22 protein-coding genes and 1 other annotated feature are annotated in these 19,606 nt (G+C 41.0%); of the genes, 12 read left to right on the forward strand and 10 right to left on the reverse strand.

The features are described from left to right. Window positions 1–4 precede the first annotated feature (4 nt). Window positions 5–1,216 (reverse strand): acyl-CoA dehydrogenase, encoded by a 1,212-nt coding sequence (locus HM131_RS16960; RefSeq protein ID WP_085030880.1) that lies wholly within the window; start codon window positions 1,214–1,216, stop codon window positions 5–7. A 183-nt stretch (window positions 1,217–1,399) separates the two neighbouring features. On the opposite strand from HM131_RS16960, the gene HM131_RS16965 reads away from it, so the two are divergent. Beyond that, on the forward strand, window positions 1,400–1,696 hold the full coding sequence (locus HM131_RS16965) for a hypothetical protein (protein WP_085030881.1): 297 nt from the start codon (window positions 1,400–1,402) through the stop codon (window positions 1,694–1,696). A gap of 333 nt (window positions 1,697–2,029) precedes the next feature. After that, window positions 2,030–2,548, forward strand: a complete 519-nt coding sequence (locus HM131_RS16970; RefSeq protein ID WP_085030882.1) for a CotY/CotZ family spore coat protein — start codon at window positions 2,030–2,032, stop codon at window positions 2,546–2,548. A gap of 62 nt (window positions 2,549–2,610) precedes the next feature. Here HM131_RS16970 and HM131_RS16975 read toward each other — a convergent pair whose 3' ends face one another. Then, complete coding sequence (locus HM131_RS16975; protein WP_085030883.1) at window positions 2,611–3,072, reverse strand: DinB family protein; 462 nt, start codon at window positions 3,070–3,072, stop codon at window positions 2,611–2,613. Between the two features lie 170 nt (window positions 3,073–3,242). On the opposite strand from HM131_RS16975, the gene HM131_RS16980 reads away from it, so the two are divergent. Next, the gene (locus tag HM131_RS16980) at window positions 3,243–4,073 is read left to right on the forward strand and encodes an STAS domain-containing protein (protein WP_085030884.1); all 831 of its coding nucleotides are present in this window, start codon (window positions 3,243–3,245) and stop codon (window positions 4,071–4,073) included. A 25-nt stretch (window positions 4,074–4,098) separates the two neighbouring features. Here HM131_RS16980 and HM131_RS16985 read toward each other — a convergent pair whose 3' ends face one another. After that, a complete protein-coding gene (locus HM131_RS16985) occupies window positions 4,099–4,869 on the reverse strand; it encodes an aminoglycoside 6-adenylyltransferase (protein ID WP_085030885.1) in 771 nt (256 codons plus the stop codon). A 79-nt stretch (window positions 4,870–4,948) separates the two neighbouring features. Between HM131_RS16985 and HM131_RS16990 the strand changes: the two genes are divergently transcribed. The 3 genes from HM131_RS16990 to HM131_RS21130 all read left to right on the forward strand — a co-directional run bounded on the left by HM131_RS16990 (window position 4,949) and on the right by HM131_RS21130 (window position 5,907). Continuing rightward, window positions 4,949–5,188, forward strand: coding sequence for a hypothetical protein (locus HM131_RS16990; protein WP_085030886.1), 240 nt, complete (start codon window positions 4,949–4,951; stop codon window positions 5,186–5,188). Window positions 5,189–5,210: 22 nt separating this feature from the next. Then, window positions 5,211–5,591, forward strand: coding sequence for a nuclease-related domain-containing protein (locus HM131_RS16995; protein ID WP_269749135.1), 381 nt, complete (start codon window positions 5,211–5,213; stop codon window positions 5,589–5,591). A 133-nt stretch (window positions 5,592–5,724) separates the two neighbouring features. Continuing rightward, entirely contained in the window at window positions 5,725–5,907 is a 183-nt protein-coding gene (locus tag HM131_RS21130) for a hypothetical protein (protein WP_085030888.1), read from the forward strand. Between the two features lie 203 nt (window positions 5,908–6,110). On the opposite strand, the gene HM131_RS17005 is transcribed toward HM131_RS21130, so the two are convergent. The 4 genes from HM131_RS17005 to HM131_RS17020 all read right to left on the reverse strand — a co-directional run bounded on the left by HM131_RS17005 (window position 6,111) and on the right by HM131_RS17020 (window position 10,627). After that, window positions 6,111–7,373, reverse strand: coding sequence for a glutamate-5-semialdehyde dehydrogenase (locus HM131_RS17005; protein ID WP_085030889.1), 1,263 nt, complete (start codon window positions 7,371–7,373; stop codon window positions 6,111–6,113). 20 nt (window positions 7,374–7,393) lie between these two features. After that, on the reverse strand, window positions 7,394–8,524 hold the full coding sequence (gene proB / locus HM131_RS17010; protein ID WP_085030890.1) for a glutamate 5-kinase: 1,131 nt from the start codon (window positions 8,522–8,524) through the stop codon (window positions 7,394–7,396). A gap of 51 nt (window positions 8,525–8,575) precedes the next feature. Further along, on the reverse strand, window positions 8,576–9,418 hold the full coding sequence (gene proC, locus HM131_RS17015; protein ID WP_085030891.1) for a pyrroline-5-carboxylate reductase: 843 nt from the start codon (window positions 9,416–9,418) through the stop codon (window positions 8,576–8,578). A gap of 879 nt (window positions 9,419–10,297) precedes the next feature. Then, the gene (locus HM131_RS17020; RefSeq protein WP_085030892.1) at window positions 10,298–10,627 is read right to left on the reverse strand and encodes a thioredoxin family protein; all 330 of its coding nucleotides are present in this window, start codon (window positions 10,625–10,627) and stop codon (window positions 10,298–10,300) included. A gap of 189 nt (window positions 10,628–10,816) precedes the next feature. Continuing rightward, window positions 10,817–11,024 (forward strand) — a binding site (T-box leader). 85 nt (window positions 11,025–11,109) lie between these two features. Between HM131_RS17020 and argS the strand changes: the two genes are divergently transcribed. The 3 genes from argS to HM131_RS17035 all read left to right on the forward strand — a co-directional run bounded on the left by argS (window position 11,110) and on the right by HM131_RS17035 (window position 14,745). Continuing rightward, on the forward strand, window positions 11,110–12,792 hold the full coding sequence (gene argS / locus HM131_RS17025; protein WP_085030893.1) for an arginine--tRNA ligase: 1,683 nt from the start codon (window positions 11,110–11,112) through the stop codon (window positions 12,790–12,792). A gap of 99 nt (window positions 12,793–12,891) precedes the next feature. Further along, complete coding sequence (locus HM131_RS17030; protein ID WP_085030894.1) at window positions 12,892–14,373, forward strand: MDR family MFS transporter; 1,482 nt, start codon at window positions 12,892–12,894, stop codon at window positions 14,371–14,373. Window positions 14,374–14,511: 138 nt separating this feature from the next. Further along, window positions 14,512–14,745, forward strand: coding sequence for a hypothetical protein (locus HM131_RS17035; RefSeq protein ID WP_232324812.1), 234 nt, complete (start codon window positions 14,512–14,514; stop codon window positions 14,743–14,745). Window positions 14,746–14,761: 16 nt separating this feature from the next. Here HM131_RS17035 and HM131_RS17040 read toward each other — a convergent pair whose 3' ends face one another. After that, on the reverse strand, window positions 14,762–15,379 hold the full coding sequence (locus tag HM131_RS17040) for a CPBP family intramembrane glutamic endopeptidase (RefSeq protein ID WP_085030895.1): 618 nt from the start codon (window positions 15,377–15,379) through the stop codon (window positions 14,762–14,764). A gap of 117 nt (window positions 15,380–15,496) precedes the next feature. Here HM131_RS17040 and HM131_RS17045 point away from each other — a divergent pair, with 117 nt between their 5' ends. From HM131_RS17045 to HM131_RS17055, 3 genes are all read left to right on the forward strand, one after another. Further along, a complete protein-coding gene (locus HM131_RS17045; protein ID WP_085030896.1) occupies window positions 15,497–16,198 on the forward strand; it encodes a hypothetical protein in 702 nt (233 codons plus the stop codon). Between the two features lie 221 nt (window positions 16,199–16,419). Further along, a complete protein-coding gene (locus tag HM131_RS17050; RefSeq protein ID WP_085030897.1) occupies window positions 16,420–16,944 on the forward strand; it encodes a ribonuclease H-like YkuK family protein in 525 nt (174 codons plus the stop codon). A gap of 66 nt (window positions 16,945–17,010) precedes the next feature. Beyond that, the gene (locus HM131_RS17055; protein WP_085030898.1) at window positions 17,011–17,262 is read left to right on the forward strand and encodes a DUF4190 domain-containing protein; all 252 of its coding nucleotides are present in this window, start codon (window positions 17,011–17,013) and stop codon (window positions 17,260–17,262) included. A gap of 539 nt (window positions 17,263–17,801) precedes the next feature. Here the strand turns inward: HM131_RS17055 and HM131_RS17065 are convergent. Together HM131_RS17065 and eutH are read right to left on the reverse strand one after the other, a co-directional pair. Further along, window positions 17,802–18,452, reverse strand: coding sequence for a peroxiredoxin-like family protein (locus HM131_RS17065; RefSeq protein ID WP_085030900.1), 651 nt, complete (start codon window positions 18,450–18,452; stop codon window positions 17,802–17,804). A gap of 54 nt (window positions 18,453–18,506) precedes the next feature. Beyond that, on the reverse strand, window positions 18,507–19,598 hold the full coding sequence (eutH, locus tag HM131_RS17070) for an ethanolamine utilization protein EutH (protein ID WP_085030901.1): 1,092 nt from the start codon (window positions 19,596–19,598) through the stop codon (window positions 18,507–18,509). Window positions 19,599–19,606 lie beyond the last annotated feature (8 nt).

A 19,606-nucleotide genomic window follows, 5' to 3' on the forward strand; every position in this document is an offset into this window, starting at 1 on the left:
CCAATCACTCCTTATATTTAGATAATTCCAGTTTGGCAATCTGTCTTCGGTGAACTTCATCCGGCCCGTCTGCGAGTCGCAACGTTCTTGCACCTGCCCATTGGGCAGCTAATGAGAAGTCATCACTCACACCTGCAGCACCATGAGCCTGGATGGCTCGGTCGATGACCCTTAGAGCCATATTGGGAGCAACGACTTTTATCATGGCAATTTCCGTTTTCGCCTGTGTATTTCCAACAGTGTCCATCATGTGGGCGGCCTTTAAGGTGAGTAACCTAGCTTGTTCAAGCTCGATCCTTGAATCGGCAATCCATTCTCTGATCACCCCTTGCTCTGCTAAAGGCTTATGAAAAGCCACACGCTTTTGTACGCGCTTACACAAATCTTCAAGGGCTCTTTCTGCAGCACCGATTAAACGCATGCAGTGATGGATACGCCCAGGACCGAGACGTCCTTGTGCAATAGCAAACCCTTTCCCTTCGCCCCAAATGATATTGCTTAGAGGAACTCTGACATTTTCAAAGTCAATTTCCGCATGTCCGTGAGGGGCATGGTCATATCCGAAAACAGGCAGCATCCGCTTGATCGTAACCCCAGGAGTATCGAGTGGCACGATGACCATCGATTGTTGGTCATATTTAGGAGCTTCCGGATCTGTTTTTCCCATAAAAATCGCCATCTTACACCGTGGATCACCAGCTCCCGAGGACCACCATTTTCGGCCATTTATCACATACTCGTCTCCTTGCCTTTCAACCCGTGCTTCTATGTTGGTCGCATCTGAGGAAGCTACATCCGGTTCCGTCATTGAAAAGCAAGAACGAATCTCACCATTTAATAAAGGCTCAAGCCATTGTTTTTTCTGTTCTTCACTTCCATACCGGGCTAGTACTTCCATGTTTCCAGTATCGGGCGCATTGCAATTAAACACCTCAGGGCCTATCAGCGAACGCCCCATCCACTCACACAACGGTGCATATTCTAAATTGGTCAATCCAGCTCCATATGTATCGTCTGGCAAAAATAAATTCCATAAACCTTCTTCACGTGCCTTAGCCTTTAATTCTTCCAAGATCGGTGGAACGTCTGACCAGCGGGATTCTTGTTTATTCAATTGTTGCTCATAAACTTTTTCATTGGGAAAGATGTTTTCCTCCATAAAAGAATGAATTTTCTGCTCATATCTTTTTACATTATCAGAGTGATCAAAATTCACATTCTTCCTCCTTTCTCCTAAAACATACCGGATAGTATGTAATCTTATTCTATATGGATAATTCTGAAAATTCAACAAAAAATGAGTGATCATTCAGTTTTATAATTACAATTTCTCATAAAAAGCCCACAAATACATAGGTATGGAATGTAGCAAATAATTTCCAGGGAGGAGATCGACATCATGAGCGAAAATCACAACGGATCCAACTCATTTTCGAATAAAAAAGAAAAAGGTTTTATTAAAGGTGTGTCTAAAGAAGCCAATGATCTTGTTCACAACACCGTAGACACTTCTGGTAAGATCATAAAGTCTATTACGGGTGAGGGTGGATTGATTGGCAAAACGATTGATTCATCTGGAAACATTGTAAAGAAGGCCTCTGAAAAAGGCTCAGAAGCTATAGGTAAGACTGTAGACTCGTCTTCCAAAGCATTTAAGAGCTTAAAAGATAAAACGTTCAACAAGAAGAAGAGATAAGGAAAAAGGCTGACTGGCAAAGCTGCCAGTCAGCCTTTTTTCATGTTAATGAAGATTAGAATAGGAGATAAAAATAGGCGCTAAGGTGAGCTAACGCCTAATGCCAGGGAAAATTTCACAGCTGTGGGAAGCCGTGATTCTATAACTGAGATGTTATAGATAGTTTAGAATATGTCCTTATAGAGCTTTTTGACTTGGCAGATGCCCGTACTCATTCGTCTATTTTTCAGCTTAGACGTTTCTAAACTTTCTAGAAAATAGACTCTTATACAAGCATACTTATAGACTTCACATAAATTATAGGGAACAACTAACAAAGGAGAGATTTTTCAAATGGGTTCTTGTTCTAAAGGAAAAGGCAGCGAATGTGTACGTGACACAATTAAAAAGATTATCGCTGCACAGGATGAAGTTGCTGAGCGCGATCACTGTTGTGATGTGAGCTGTGAGCGTTCTATTCGCGACCTTCTTTCACCTGCTGGTGCAGGAATGGGAGACACGACGATTCCATTTACACTTATTTGTAAAGACTGCAAGCCTTTCATTGGGAGCGGTGCAAGATTTGCTAATAATATGTATCAATGCTTGGAATCTCCATTTTTCAGAGCTAAAAAATTCGTAGACGATAGCAAAGATTGCGTCAAACTTGAGCTTTTGATTCCTATTAATGGTGGAAACTCTTGCAGTAGCAGAGGGAAAAAAGGTGGAGTATGTGATTTCCTAGATATGGCTCCAGGATTCTATGAAACAGGTGTGTGTATCACAGTCGACCTAGATTGCTTCTGCGGCATTAGCTGCTTATCGCCAACTACTCCAGAACCATATCCATCTCAGGCGCCAGCACACGACTAAACTTCTGCTTATAAAACCCAGAGTGCTCTTTTAGCCTCTGGGTTTTTAGTCTCCATTATTGTCTACCCTCGTACGACAGGAGATGAACTCCATGTACCGAACTGTTTCCTTATGTGGACGATTTGGCCAATATGATAGGCATTATGAATAAATAGATGTGCGAGTGTTTCGGACCATTTCTCAAGTTTTTCTTCACTAGATAAATAGATTTGTCTGCGGAAGCCGGCCATAACTTTTTGGTAGTTCCGGATCGTTTGATTCCAGTCTCCTCCATCGTGATTTTGAAACGTGTTATAATGGCGGGGCAGCTCCTGAACTTCCTCACCTCGAAACCTGCATAGGTAGCGATAGTTGTAGAAGTAAAGATGATGGACAAGCTCTGCAATGGAGTTGGTATGATCGTCCGGTTTAACCTGAGCTTGATATTCCGTCAAGTCTTTGACAGCAAAATTAAAGCAAACGAACCAACTGTTTTCGTCATAAATCGCAGCTAGTTGCTCAAGCAAAACGTTTCTTACACCCATTCTCATCCCCTCCAGTATTAATATTCATTTATTCGGCAAATATCTTCAATATCCTTCTTTTTTCGATTGGAAATATAAGGATACGTGATATATTCCTTATGGTTATAGGGAGTTTTGTTTTAATATAGAAAAAAACAGGGAATAGGTTAGATTTGAGAGGAGTTTTTATTATGCAGAGAAATAAAGAATTGCATGATTTTTTGTTAGATAAGGCTGAACAATTGACTGAAGAATGGTATGAATCTCTGGATAAAACAGGGGGAGGAGTGTATGCTTCCAACGACCCAGAAGTCATTCGAACACTAAAAGCACAAAACTTTGAATTTCATCAGCATCTTTGTAAAGTATTCGTTATGGAAAAAAGTAGTTTTTTCCAAGAATTTGATGAGTGGATCATGAATGTAGCTAGTGATCCGGAACATTTAAATACTCCTACTCACCTAATTATGAGAGAGTTCATACGAGTAAGGAACCAATATATGGTTTTCATTGATGAATTTATACAAAACCAGACCAAATTAGTAAGACAGAATAAGATCGACCTATGGAAGACTGTTATTATTGAAGCTATCGATGTCGTTATGACACGTGTAGTAGAAGAAAAACACAATCACCTAAATAAACGGATTGACGAACAGGAGAATACGATTAATGAGTTAAGTTCACCTGTCATCGATTTATCCAATGGAAAAGCGCTCCTGCCTTTAGTAGGAGAAATCGATACGTTTAGAGCAAGTTCGATTCTCGAAAATACACTGGCCAAATGTACAGAAAAGAATACCAATCATCTATACATCGACTTATCCGGCGTCTACCTTGTAGATACAATGGTAGCTCAACAAATTTTCCAATTAATTAATGCCTTGAAACTAATCGGTGTCGAAACCACGATGTCAGGTATTCGACCAGAAATAGCTCATACGGCTGTCCATTTGGGGATCGATTTTGGAAATATATCAATTACTCCCACGCTTGCCAAAGCTTTTTCCCTGCCGAACTAAAACAAACCCTCTTTGACTAGAGGGTTTATTTCTTTTGAAATTCTTTTATCATTCTTTTTAAAAACGGGAGTGTGTACTCAAGCTTAGGAAGATTCTTCTCTATCCAATGCTCCTGATCACTCAAAACGGCAGTGAAGATGAGTATGGCTTCAGGATGTTCATCTGGGGTGGTCTTCAGGTAGATATGCCGGATACGATCTGTAATTTCCTCTGGGAGGGTTCGGTCCAGGGTCTTCAATCCAAGTTGAGCTCGATCAGGGGAGTACCGTTGAAGAAGAATTTGAGCTAGGTTAATGAGAAGGTCATTCAATACTTTGACGGCCCAAATATCATTTCCACGATCCGCTGCTTTTTTATATTGCAGTAGAAAAAAAGCTGCATCATCTACAGCGTCAATAAAATCTTGCTCACTTAATTGTAAATGCTGCTTATCTTTGTATTTTTCCATCCGTCCTTCCGGATCATAAATTACACGAAAATAGTCTTTATGAATCAAGGTATCTTCCGTTACTGTAAACAGATCAAGGTGAAGTAAATTATCATATACCGCAATGATCTGAGGAGCAATAATAAAAATATCGTCATAAAAGATAACGTCCCGATACGCCTCTACATGACGTTTTCTGTCTTTTAAGAATTCTTGAACTTCATCCTCTGCTACCAAACAGTATAGATCCACATCAGAGTGCTCATCGTCCTCTTTTCTCCCCATCGAACCTTTCAAAAAAACAGCCTTAACTCTCTCATCCTCTTGAAGGCTTTTGGTTATCTGATCTACTGCCTCTATTTGTCTCATTTTCCTCCTCCTTTTTAAAAATAAAGATTACAACATGATATAATAAACAGGAAAAAACTACAATAAGGAGTATGAGTCCTTGAACAGTATCGTTCGTCATAAAACAGAAGAACACCTTCAACTCGAAACCCTACTGAACAGCCTTCCACTTGAGCCCTCTCAACGTAATGAAATTCATGAACAGTTCCTTAAACAATCGGCAGGATACTATGGCGAAACGAACACAGACCACTATCTTCGCTACCCCCACAGTTCACCTCCCCCCTCCATGACGTTCGGCTTTTTGATGGAATTCAGCATTTTCAAATGGATGCTCTAATTGTCCACCGGAGCTACTTATCATCTTAGAAGTAAAGAATTATAGAGGTGAGTTGATATTTGATTTCGACCATCACCAGCTTTTCCGCAAATTTAACGGAGTAAAAGACCTTTTCCCAGACCCTTTTTTACAAGTGGAGCATCAGACTCGTCATCTTTCCCGCTGGCTGGGTTTATTCGGTTTCCCCGAAATTCCCATTTCCCCCCTTATTGTCGTAGCAAGCCCCAAAACTGCGATCGAAACTTTTGGCAAAGACTCTTTCTATTTAATAAAGAGAATAGTAAGACCTAAAAACTTGATTTCGAGAGTAGAAGAGATGAGAAGAAATTTTACTGAGGTGGTATTGGACGAGGAAGAAGTAACGGCTTGTGTACCGCTTCAAAATGGAGCATATACCTTATAAATCATCTTTGATGGAGCGCTATGAATTGAAAACGGGTGAATTAACTTTAGGAGTACAATGTCCACAGTGTTCTCTATTCAAAATGGAAAGAAAACGTGATCATTGGAGATGCAGTGGGTGCGGAGGGAAATCTATGGATGCTCATTTAGGAGCGTTGAGAGATTATCAGTTGTTGCTTGGTAAGGAAATTACAAATGCTGAGTTTAGGAATTTTGCACAGATTAACTCTGTTAAAGTGACTCGTAGACTTTTAAAAGAAAGTTGCATCCCTAACGACAGCAATACAAACGCTAAAAAATATACAATAAATTTATAAGCTCTTTTAAAGATAGGGCGCTATTCCCCATAGTTAGGACGTTACTCTCCTGCGTTAGGGCGTTAATATAGTGTGTTAGGGAGCTATTGGATTACGTAAGGGCGTTATACCTGCTAGTTAGGGCCCTATCTCTCTCTTCCCACCTAACCAAAACAGAAAAAAAGAAGGGAAACTCCTCAGAGTTTCCCTTCTATCCGTCTAATTTATCGAATTTGGCCAGTTCCCTTCATCAAGAACTTCACAGTCGTTAACGCTGGAAGACCCATTGGTCCACGCGCATGAAGTTTTTGTGTGGAAATACCGATTTCAGCACCGAATCCTAGCGCACCACCGTCAGTAAAACGTGTGGATGCATTGTGATAAATGGCAGCAGCATCAACAAGTGCCATGAATTTCTCTGCCGCTTCACTATTTTCAGTAACGATTGCTTCAGAGTGTTTCGTACCATACGTTTCAATATGAGTGATCGCATCGGTTAGGTTATCTACTACTTTTACAGCGATATCTGTACTTAGATATTCATTCTTCCAATCTTCTTCCCCAGCAAGAACAGCTCCAGGAATTACTTCAAGAGCACGCTCGTCGCCGTGAACATTGATATGGTTTTCTTTTAGTGCTGCAATTAGTTCGTCACTATGAGCAGCTAACCAGTCTTTATGCACGACCAGAGTTTCCGCAGCGTTACATACCGCTGGACGGTCTGTTTTTGCATTGACAAGAATGCTGATTGCTTTTTCAACATCTGCATCTTTATCTACATAGATGTGGCAATTTCCTACTCCTGTTTCAAGAACAGGAACGGTTGCATTCTCAACGACCGCCTGGATCAGCTTGCCGCCTCCACGAGGAATAAGCACGTCGATATGCTCTTTCATCGTGAATAGTTCATTGGTTGCAGCACGGTCTGTAGAAGCGATGAATTGGACAGCTTCTTTCGGAATCTTAGTTCCCTCTAGACCACGGTGCATGACTTCAACAATCGCCTGGTTAGAGTTGATCGCAGAAGAACCGCCTTTTAAGACAATAGCATTACCTGATTTAAGAGCTAAACCTGTCGCATCAACGGTTACGTTCGGGCGTGCTTCATAAATCATGCCAATGACGCCTAGAGGAACCGTTACTTTTTGGACTTGTAGATCGTTCTCCAACGTCCAATCAGAAATTACTTGGCCAGTCGGGTCTTCTAGTTCTGCGACCTCTCGCAAACCTTGAGCGAATTCAGCAATACGCTCTTTTGAAAGAGATAGACGATCCATGAATGCATCCGTGAACCCTTTCTCACGGCCGTTTGCCAAGTCTTTTTCATTAGCGGCAAGGATCGTTTCATATTCACGCTCAAGTACATCAGCAAGGTGCAGAAGTGCTTGGTTTTTCTCTTCTTTTGAAAGGATTATTAGTTTCTTGGAAGCTTTCTTCGCCTCAATAGCTCGTGCTTCCACATTCACATCATTTTTAATTAGTGTCATCAAAGACCTCCTTGAGTATTTTATACGCCTACAGGCATGGATACTTCTAGGTGACAAACAAAATCTTTACGTTCGATCGCGGCTTTTTCGTAAGATTCAAGTTCTGGTTCAGTTAATCCGATCATTTCTTTCATTTCTTCAGAAGAATAGTTTACAACACCAAGACCAATTTCTTCGCCTTGAAGGTCATGGATACGCACAACGGCACCTTTTTTGAAGCGTCCTTTTACGTGATGGACGTTCATTGGCAGTAAGCTCTTCTTCATTTCTACAATGGATTCCTTCGCACGGTGATCGATAATGACTTCACCTTCAGGACCGGAATTAAATGCGATCCACTGTTTTTTCTGGTCAAGGTTTTCATGTTCAGGTTTGGTTTCAAAATACGTTCCAGTAGCATTGTGGTACACAGCATCATAAACGATATCATCTGTGCCGGCTTTCCCTAGGAAGGAAGATATTCCGGATGCCATCGCAATTTTGAAGGCGTCGATTTTGGACTTCATACCGCCCGTTCCGACAGCACTTCCTGGATCACCAGCTGCTGCTTCGATTTCTGGGGTGATTTCGTGGACTTGATCAAGTAGCTGTGCATCCTCATTTTTTCTTGGATCGTCATCATAAAGTCCGTCAATATCAGATAGAATAATCAGCTGATCAGCATCGACTAGTCCAGCTACTTTCGCAGACAACGTGTCGTTATCACCGAACTTAAGACGATCGATCGTGATCGTATCATTCTCATTGACGATTGGGATAATTCCGCGTTCGAGCAATACGTTGATGGTATTACGCGCATTGTTGTATCGAGCTTCGTCGGAAAAATCACTGCGTGTAATTAAGATTTGAGATCCGTTATAGCCATGAGACAAGAATAGATCGGAATAAGATTCCATCAACAATCCTTGACCAATGGAAGCAGCGGCCTGTTTTTCAGGCAATGCTTCTGGGCGTTCTAGGCAGCCTAGACGGCGATAGCCTGCCGCCACAGCTCCTGAGGATACAAGTAAAACTTCGTGGCCGTCGTCTTTTAAGCGGACGACTTCATCTACTAATTTTTCTAACTTACGGCGACTAATCTCACCATGCGCGCTTGTCAGGGAACTGCTCCCTATTTTAATTACTACCCTTTTTTTATCATTACTCAACATATCACTCCTATTTAACTTTTTCGCTTCACATGTAATAACGTTCATTTATATTTATTTACTACCGACAAGTAGTCCTTCAAGTTCTTTACTCAGTTCCTTAGAACGGCTTGCTGCACCTTTTATTGCTGCTGAGATTGCCTGGCCTCCGCCATTTTGATCAAGAGCGTCTAGTCCAGCTGCTGTCGTTCCATTGGGAGACGTTACATTCTCTCTTAATTCCGTTGGGCTTTCATCACGTTCGAGCATCATTTTTGCTGCACCAAGCAGCGTTTGCGCTCCAATTTCACGTAATGTTTCACGATCCATGCCTTCTGCACGGCCTGTTTCTTCGATGTGCTCCATTAAATAATAGAAATAAGCCGGTCCGCTTCCAGCGATTCCTGTGAAAACATCCATTTTATCTTCTTCAATGACAAATACTTCACCAATGGCTTGAAGTAATTGTTTAGCCACTAACACGTTATCCATATCTGCAAATCGGCCAGGGCTGATCGCCGTAGCGGATTCTCTTAACATGCTGGATGTGTTCGGCATAACACGAATCACTTGCTGACCAATGTTTAAGCGGTCTTCCATATAAGAAGTAGAAATTCCTGCTAATACAGAAACAAGTACTTGATTCGGTTGTAGTTTATCTTTTAAGTCGGCAAGTACAGCGTCGATGTCTTTAGGTTTCATCGCAAGGATAAACTGATCAACTTCTGAAAAGTCCAATTCATCTTTTAATACTGTACGTACGCCGTATTTATAGTTAATTTCATTTAATCGATCTTGATTACTTCGATTGGTTACGATGATATTTTCTGCTGGAATGTTTCCTGATTCAACCATTCCTGAAATCATCGCTTCAGCCATAGAGCCTGCACCTAGAAAAGCAATCTTTTGAGTGATCATATTGGGTTCATCTCTCCCGTTCGGATTTTTTGTTCGCGTTTTTTGTTCGCTTTTTCAATGACGTTAATCATCATAACACTGGCAAAAATTGATTCAAGGGCTTTTTTGCAAGTCGGGTCTATAAGAGCCAATTAGTTAGTGTAAACGGTTTCAGCGCGAGATATTTCCACATGAGGACGTCTCATCGCAAATAATTGTGTCTCAGGAAAATATTTGGAGGTTCAATTTTTATGAATTGGCGGATTTACCCCAATAGAGGGAAAAGACTAAATGTTCTGAAAGTTTGTCATGAAGCGGTTTCAGGTACTTTATATAAAAATTGATACCATGCATATCCACTCTTTAACAAAAGCCTCCTTATCCAGAAGACTTAAATTCGAGATATTCTCGGGGCAGATGTGTAATAAGCGTAAGGTTGGCTGGAAAACAACTCGCTTTCCTGCGGGGGAACTGGCGAGCCTCCTCGCTCGCTACGCTCTCAGTGGGGTCTCGCCTAAGTCCTTCTCCCACGGGAGTCTCGCCGTTTTCCATCCAACCCATCTATAGTGTAAGGAACGGCCCCATTTAACAGGAGTAAGGAAGCTCTGATTTCCAAAATTACAGATTAACAATAACGTTTCCGTTCTTCCCAACAGCGGTAAGGAGGTCCGAGAAATCGAGAGACTCCTGTGGGATGAACATGATAGGTGAGACCCCGGAGAGCTCTAGCTCGAGGAGGCTCAGCACATGCCCACGGAAAGCGAGTGATTTCTCGGACCTCCAAATTTACTTTGGGCAACGGAAAGCCCACAGTACCTCGAAATCGAGTATTCAACTATCCTGCTATATAGTTGAATATAAAAACCATGCTGATCACAATTTGACCAGCATGGTTTATCGTCACCCTTCATTAATGAAATGATTGTACTTCGCTAATTGATGATTCAATTCTCCAATCGGAACAAATCTCGCTTTACGGTAAAGTTCTTTCCCTTCTGAAAAGAGTAAAACAGCGGGCACCGTCATAACCGAGTACTCCCCTGCGACCTCTGGAACTTCATGAGCATCAATATGTCTGGATGAAATGTTTGGGTAATCCTCTAATAGTTCTTTTATTTGTGGAAGAAGAGCATGACAGACAGAGCAATTTGGTTGAGAAATATAGAGAATAGATAAAATTTCATCGTCAACAAAAGATTGTGCTTCTTCTATGGAGTGAACGGATTTCATTAAGATCACCTCTCTATTATGATGTTCTTATTGTAGCAATGAAATTCTCTTTCATCCTCCTATTTGCTTATATATAGGAAGAAACATCTATTAATACTCAACGCTGCTATTTTTCCATATACCTTGCTATTTATTCCTTAATGAGACTTGCAAATCCTTTTACCTTCCGCTATAATCTTTTCAAATATCTTAAATTCTAAGAAAAAGAGAGTAGCTAATGTGGAACGGACAGCGAGTCAGGGAAGGTGAAAGCCTGATACGATTCCCAATAGTGAACCGGACTTTTGAGAAGCCATGCCGAACGTTAAGTAGGTATGGCCGGGGATCCCCGTTACCAAAAACCAAGCGGCTTTTTAGCTAGAAGAGTGGTACCGCGAGCACAAACCTCGTCTCTTACATGGAGACGGGGTTTTTTATTTTTATGCTAGATCAGTCTCTGCACCCCCGTTAAATTCCACACCCCAATGAATAGGAGGAGTATTATGGAAAAGCATATCTTCGCTTTACAATTATCTCATTTATTAGGAGAAACCTTTACTCGAGAATGGATCTATGAACAAATAGAAACACCGAAACAAGCCAGTTTAGGAGATCTCGCCTTTCCGTGTTTCCAGTTAGCAAAAACTTTTCGCAAGAGCCCTTCAGATATTGCTGCTGAACTTGCTCCAAAGATCAAACACGATGTCTTCTCAGATGCTAAATCAAATGGAGGGTATTTGAATGTTTTTCTGAATCAGTCTTTCGTTACGGATCATACACTCAAGCAAGTTCTGACAGACCCCTCTCTCTACGGTCATCATGATTTCGGTGATGGAAAAACCATTGTACTCGACATGTCTGCTCCAAACATAGCCAAACCTTTTTCGATGGGACACCTACGCTCAACCGTTATTGGAAATGCCATCGCCAATTTAGCAAAGAAATGTGGTTATGAGACGATAAAAATCAATTATATTGGAGATTACGGTACCCAGTTTGGAAAACTCCTGGCAGCCTACAATAAATGGGGGGATGAACAGAAGATTAAAGCCAACCCCCTCAAACAACTGACGAAAATTTACGTGAAGTTCCATGAAGCAGCAAGCGAGAATCCTTCACTTGTAGAAGAAGGAAGAGATTGGTTTAAAAAACTTGAACAGCAGGACCCTGAAGCTCTTCAACTATGGAAATGGTTCAAGGAAGTATCGTTAGAGGAGTTTAATAAAATCTATGAACTTCTCGGTATTTCTTTCGATCTGACACGGGGGGAAGCGTACTATAACAATAAAATGGAACCTACCTTTGATTTACTGAAGGAAAAAGGATTATTGGAAGAATCAGAAGGTGCTCAGGTAGTACGCCTTGACCAAGAAAACCTTCCTCCCTGCCTCATTCGAAAAAGTAATGGAACGACCATCTATGCGACTCGTGACCTTACAGCAGCCATCGATCGTTTCCAGTCCTATCAATTCGATGAAGCCTTATACGTTGTCGGTCACGAGCAAACCCTGCACTTTCAGCAAGTAAAGCGTGTATTAGAGAAAATGGGCTTTTCATGGGCGAAAAATGTTAAGCACATCCCTTTTGGCATGATGTTGAAGGATGGGAAGAAGATGTCTACCCGCCAAGGGAAAACCATATTACTTGAGGAGGTTCTCAAGGAAGCTGTCCAAAAAGCCTCTATCAATATAGAAGAGAAGAGTCCTTCTCTGAAAGATAAATCGGAAGTCGCAAAGCAAGTTGGTGTGGGAGCTGTCATCTTTCATGATTTAAAACACGACCGACGCAATGACGTTGAGTTCTCACTTGATGACATGCTCACCTTCGAAGGAAACACAGCCCCTTACTTACAATACGCTTATGTACGTGCCAGCTCTCTCCTTACAAAAGGGAATTTTGATCATGAAGTAACTTCAACAGAGCTTGGTGATTCACTGACTTGGCCGTTAGTAAAATTAATTCGAGAGTATCCGTATGTGGTTAAAGAATCTTACGCCAATTATGATCCATCAAAAATCGCTAAATACCTTCTTGACCTAGCCAAAGCATTCAATAAATATTATGCGGAGTCGAAGATATTGGAGAGTGATAATCTGAATGCAAAATTAACATTGGTCTATGCCTTTACAATTGTATTAAAAGACGGGTTGGCTCTTCTAGGTATCGAAACTCCAGAAAAAATGTAGAATTTATGCCTGTAGAGAGGGGGTTGCTTTTTACTACCCCTTCCCTTTTCCTTCCTTTATAATGATCTTTGTGACTACACAAAGATTGGAGGGGCTGACATGGATGATACAACTAATAAGAGCACTTATGAATTTTTGGCTGATGATCCTGACTTTAATGTTAAACCTATTATGATCTCCCTGATCATTGGTGCTTTTTTTGCCATATTAAATGAAACGCTTCTAAATATTGCTTTAACGACCTTAATGGAACAATTCAATATTACAGCTCCTATCGTTCAATGGATGGTAACAGGTTTCATGCTTGTGATGGGAGTCCTTATTCCTGTATCAGCCTTACTCCTGCAAACATATACGACGAGGCAAATGTTCATGGGAACGATGATCGTATTTACTTTAGGAACGACCATCTGTGCTCTTGCGCCAAACTACGGAGTCTTACTGACCGGAAGATTGCTCCAGGCAGTGGGCACTGGCCTGTTAATCCCTATTATTTTTAATACATTCCTATTGATCTTTCCGCCAGAACGTCGTGGTGCTGTGATGGGCGTTGTGGGAATGGTAATCATGTTCGCTCCTGCTATCGGCCCGACACTTTCAGGAGTTATTGTAGAACACCTCGGCTGGCGCTATTTATTCATAACGGTCATCCCGTTTGCTCTATTTTCCATTGCATTCGGATGGAAATACTTAAAAAATGTTGGAGAAGTTACGAAGCCGAAGGTCGATGTCATTTCCATTTTACTTTCTACAGTAGGATTTGGCGGGATCGTTCTTGGCTTCAGTTTTGCCGGAGAAGGAGAAGCCGGGTTTCTTCAGCCTCACGTCTATTCATCGATCTTTGCGGGGATCATCGCCCTTGTCCTTTTCACGTTTAGGCAACTAAAAATTGACGATCCGCTTCTGGACGTACGTGTATTTCGTTACCCGATGTTTTCTTTAGCCGTTATGTTGTTCATTATTGTTATGATGGCGATGTTCTCTTCAGAGATTATTTTACCAATGTTTATGCAAGGTCCATTAGAACTTACCCCAGCTGCTGCCGGACTGATTTTGCTTCCAGGTGCATTATTAAACGGACTGCTCTCACCGGTGATGGGAAAGCTGTTTGATAAGTTCGGTCCGAGATGGCTCATGATTCCAGCAACAGGTATTTTGGCCGTCACCATGTTTTCCTTGAGCCAGGTCAGTGCCGATACACCTGTCATCCGGATCATTATCAGTTATTTACTGTTGATGCTTTCCATCTCCGCGGTCATGATGCCTGCTCAGACGAATGGATTAAACCAGCTTCCTAAAAAGCTCTATCCACACGGCACTGCCATTATGAATACGTTGCAGCCTGTTGCTGGTGCTGTAGGAGTGGCAGTCTTTATCAGCATTTTAACAGCCAGACGACAACTGTTCTTAGACAATGCGGATCACCCAGGTTCTCAAGCGGCTATTAGCCAATCAATGGTTGCAGGTGTCGAACTCGTTTACTTCATTGCCTTTGGAGTTTCAGTGGTCGGTTTTATCATTGCTTTGTTCGTTAAACGAGCAACTCCACAAGATATTCAACCTACAGCAACCGAGCAATAAAAAAGCAAGATCCCATTCTTTTAAAGGATGGGATCTTTGTAATCCCAGATTATAAAGGAGGAAATGAGGTCTACTAAAACAGAAATTTCGCTTAGAACTATGTCATCTTATATAATAGAAATGAAAAGGAGCGGATCTATGATGATGAGCCCGATTTATTATGTAATTATCATTGCAATCTCTGTTATTGCGCTCACAGGAACGCTGATGGTCGCCAAACAAATGACGAAAGTAGAAAAAGAACTTACCTCTGAGGACGAAATAGAGAGCTTAAAAAATGATGGTAAAAACTCCAGCATCCCATTACTATCTATCATTTATGCCATCACGGCTGTCATCACGGTTATTCTTGTATGGATTTTTATCTTTTAATAATGTTTTCTTCCTATCACACAATATAAAGCCAGTACACAGTTAAGATGCCGGCGTCAGCCATGGCGTGACTGAGGATAGGGGCAAATAAGGAGCCCGTCTTTTTTCTCAGGTAACTCCAGAAAAGTCCGGCAAGGAATACAGGGATAACCGAAAACATGTTCATCGGCCATTCAAACAATGGCAGGACAGATAATAAATGATAGATTGTATAAAAACCAGCAGTCAATACAACAGCAATTCTTTCTTTAAAACTCCTTAACAAATATCCATGCATCACCCCTCGCCAATAAACTTCTTCCAATATTGGATTAATGACAAGTAAAACAAGTACAAGACCGATCCCGGAAAATTTCCACCTCCCCAAAAGTAATTGGATATTCTCCACATCTAAGACAAAGGAATGAAGCATGGTTACCGCCCCTACAATGCCTGTAAAAAGAACAAACCCACTGAATACACCTGAAATAACAGATAAACGTGGACTCCCTTTAGGAAGGTATTTTCTTAGAATTAGGCTTCCCGTTAATAACCAACCGTAAAAAAGCAGAAATGTAACAGGGACATTAGAAAAAATAGATAAACCGATGAAAATCATCGAAAACGGACCAAATAAGGAAATGAGCATTTTCATGTAATTTCAGACCCTTCAGTCATTAATTTCGGTTTCTAACATACACTGTACTAGCTCTAAGTTGCCTTTCGCAAAGGATGCAAGTAAAACATCAATAAAGGTAAGGGAGATTACATCATGAAATTACTTGGATTGAAACTGCTGAACTTAGCAAGTTATATTTACTTATTGGTCGCGTCCTTTTTCCTCGCCGGAAACTTTATGAACAGCCCTTCAGACAATGTGCTGGTCATGCCTGCACCGTTCGCTTTCTCGATTTGGTTCGTCATCTACCTTCTACTGCTATTCTTTATTTTCAGATCCTTCTTTGCCTCAGAAGAGTTGAATGGTGTGATAAGAAAGATCGGATTATGGTTTCCTTTCAGCATGATTCTTTCCGGTACCACCGTCGTTGTCGGTACGACTCCATCGATTTTATTTATCGCCCTGTCCCTCGTGACTCTTTGTGTTGTGTACACCCTATTGCAATCTATTCCTGGACTACCCAGAAAAAACCGTGCTCCATTTTCTATCTATCTGGCATGGACATCAATTGCTGCGATTGTGGATACGTTTGTCGTATTAAAAGAAAATCAGGTTAGCGAACTATTCGCCATTGGAGAGCTTGGATGGTCTGTGATTATACTTACGGCCGGCGGGCTAATTGCCATCGCATTTCACTTTTACAATAAAGACTACCTATTCCCTCTTGTTTTCGTATGGGGCTACGGTGCCATATTCGCTTATCAGGAAAACACCTTGATTCGTTTTATTACAGGTGCCTTTGTCATTATTCTATTATTTATTGTATTCTTCAGTTTTTTAAAAAATAGAAGATAAGAAACTTAAGGGGTGCTCTTCAAAAGGCACTCCCTATTCATTTCCAGACTTTTTACATGAATTTATTATTCAATTGGGATACTAGAAACAGAGTCATGATAAGCTTAAATGACCCACCATTAAATAATGGACGCATTCAACTAGTACTTCGTGAATATCTTATTACAACCATGTTCCTACTCAGCTTGTTTCAAGATAAAGAGAGGTAAGGGGTGTACGAAATGGCGAAACGATTCTTGTTCCAGAACATTTCGCATAAAAAAATGGATTTCGAACAAGTCTTTTCCCACATTCTTCATTTTATGAAAAAGGAGCCGCTGGGAAACTATCGGTTGATGTTAGGTACAGATTCACAAGTTCATCCAGATCATACGATATTTATTACAGGGATTGTCATCCAACGTGTAGGCAAAGGTGCCTGGGCCTGTTTTCGAAAAGAACGAGTGAAGCGTCTAATGACCACATTGCATGAACGAATTTCCTATGAAACTTCATTGACGGAAGAAGTAGCAAGTCTGTTTACCGAGGAAAAGAAGAATGAGTTGATTGAGGTTGTTCTTCCCCACATCTATAAAGGGGCTACGTTTACGATAGAAGGACATATTGACATAGGCTCAGGGGAAAGAAATCGGACAAGGGTATACGTCAATGAAATGATGGCGCGGATTGAATCTCTAGGTATGGAAGCGAAAATTAAACCAGACTCCATCGTAGCAAGCAGCTATGCCAACCGTTATACAAAATAAAAGCAGTGAATCCTTTGTTCCCTATCATACGTATAAGTATATAGAGATAAGAATGGAGGACTGGTCATGAATCAAAAAGCGATTACATCGTTAACTCTTGGTATTATGTCTTTATTCATACCAATTGTGGGTTTAATCTTAGGAATCCTCGGTCTTGTGTATGCGAACGGAGCATTAAAATCCATCTCCTATACAAGTGAAGATGGAAAGAAAGCAGCCGTTGCCGGAAAAATCTGCAGCATTGTGGGGATTTGCGTACAAGTAGGAGTTATTTTATTGGCAGCGCTAGGTTCGATTTTCTTTTTTAGTGTTGGATAAGAAGAGCAAAAACGTCCAGGGCTCATCCCTTGACGTTTTTTCATTTTAATAAAATGTATTCTCTTTTAATCTTTAAGATAATTTAACTTCAGCGAAATTAACCCATCTTATATTGTTGATATTTTGAATCGTTATCCACCTTCTTCCTGAAAAATATAGTGATAAATATAAAAGGTACAGAAAAAAGCAGCACTAAAAATGCTAATGGGTGGATGAAGATGCCGATTACTAGTATATAAATGAAATAAAGAGTATTAACAGTGTAAATAAATAAGAACATAAGATTAAAATAAGCTAAAATCAAATATTTACCCTTCGCTTTTATAGAACTTGCTCCGATCATCTGCTTCCAGAAGTACTTTATATCTCGATATGAATTTTTAATTGGAGTAAGAAAAACTTCCAACACAAGGTCACCTCAAATACATTGTTAGATAACATCATAATACCAAAATCCTTCTTTCGTATATACGAATGTAATAGAGTTTGGTTTCATTAAAAAATCAGCATTCCGCTTCTGGAATGCTGATTTTTTACAATTATTTAGTATTCTTTAACACTTCTAAGACCTGGGAAGGTTCTGCACGGTCCTTGTAATCAGCTTTCGTATATTCGTAGACAATTGTTCCATCTGTATCGATGACATACGTTGCTGACACAGGTAATGTCCACGTTTCATCTCCATTATGCTGATCTACATTTAAGCCTTTGTCTTTGTAAATATCAACGAGGTAGTCTGGAAGTTGATAAACGAGATTGAATTGGTTCGCGACTTCATTGCCGACATCGCTTAGAACAAGAAACTCAAGTTCATTTTTTTCTGAAGTAGATAAAGAATGGTCGGGGTTTTCTGGACTGATGGCCATCAGTTCTCCACCTGCTTCATGGACTTCATCAAGGATCTCCTGGTAAGCCCGAAGTTCCATGTTGCAGTATGGGCACCAACCGCCACGATAAAATGTCACAATGACAGGGCCTTTTTCTAATTGCTCGTACAGTTCAACCGCAGTTCCTTTTGCATCAGGTAAATTGAAGTTAGGTGCTTTTTCACCCTTATCGAGACCTTTGCCTTGATCGGATTGTTCCAATTCATCAATAGCCTTTTTCATTTTTTGCTGAACGTCTTCCGGAGTAGCCGCTTTAAACTTAGAGATGTATTCTTCGAAATGTTTTCGCATTGTCGTTTCCATGAGAAAAACTCCTTTCCTCGTACTCATAACCAAGTATACAAGTCAGCAATAAAATCATAAAATCATCTGCTTAGACTCTTTTGTAAACACTAAGGCTAATCCGATGGCAAGAAGCCCTGCTGTCAGTTTTCCGATTAAAACTGGCAGGATCATATCCTTCTCTACCCCAGCTACAAATGCAAAGTGGCTTCCTACTAAAAACGCACCGCTGACAGCAAACGCGGCGTTCACAACTTTTCCCCTATCATCCATATCCTTCATTGTTGCAAGCATCGGTAAGTGGTGAGCGATGGAAGCGATAAGTCCTGTCATCGCTGTTCCATTCACCCCTAGCTTCTTACTCCACTTCGCAAAGTACTTTTCTCCTCGCTGATTGATGAACCCGACCAATGGATACGCACCTGCCAGGGTAACCGTAATTCTTCCTACGATCGTCACCCCTTCAGATAATGGCGCCATACCAGGAATCACGGTAAAATCAGTAAGCGTCTCAATGATAATGGCAGCAAGCCCAGTAATGATTATGAGCTCTACGACTTTTCCGAAATATGCAAATAACTGGATCGTCGCATTCGAAAACAGCCATAGTCCTAAAGCGATAAATGCAGAGACTAAAATGGTTGGAAGCAGATTTTTTATCATCCATATCCACTCATATCCCGCAATAAATCCCCCAACGAGACAGCCAACCGGTATGGTCATCAAGCCGATGAGAATGCCTTGTGCGAAATATCGACGATCGCTCTTTTGAATAACGGTCAAGGCCACAGGTATAGTGAAGACGAGCGTCGGTCCCATCATCGTGCCTAAAAAAGCCCATGAGAAAACAGCCGCTTCCTCCGTTTGTGCAAGAGAATTGGCTAATGGATATGCCCCCATATCAATCGCAAGAATCATAGAGGCAAACATGGATGGATCGGCTCCGAAACTATTATAAACAGGGGCAATGACTGGTGCGACCCACCTGGACAATACAGGAGCAAGCGAAATGATCCCAACCATTGACAGGGCAAGCGGTCCCATCATTGAGAAAGCTTCATAGAAACGCCAACCTAATGAAAGACGATGATGTAGCACATAATAGTCCAATGCCCCCAGCACCATAAAGACGCACATAAGAATTAAAATTGCATCATTCAACCACATGTCAACCC

This window comes from Halobacillus mangrovi (assembly GCF_002097535.1).
GTDB classification, from domain to species: domain Bacteria; phylum Bacillota; class Bacilli; order Bacillales; family Halobacillaceae; genus Halobacillus; species Halobacillus mangrovi_A.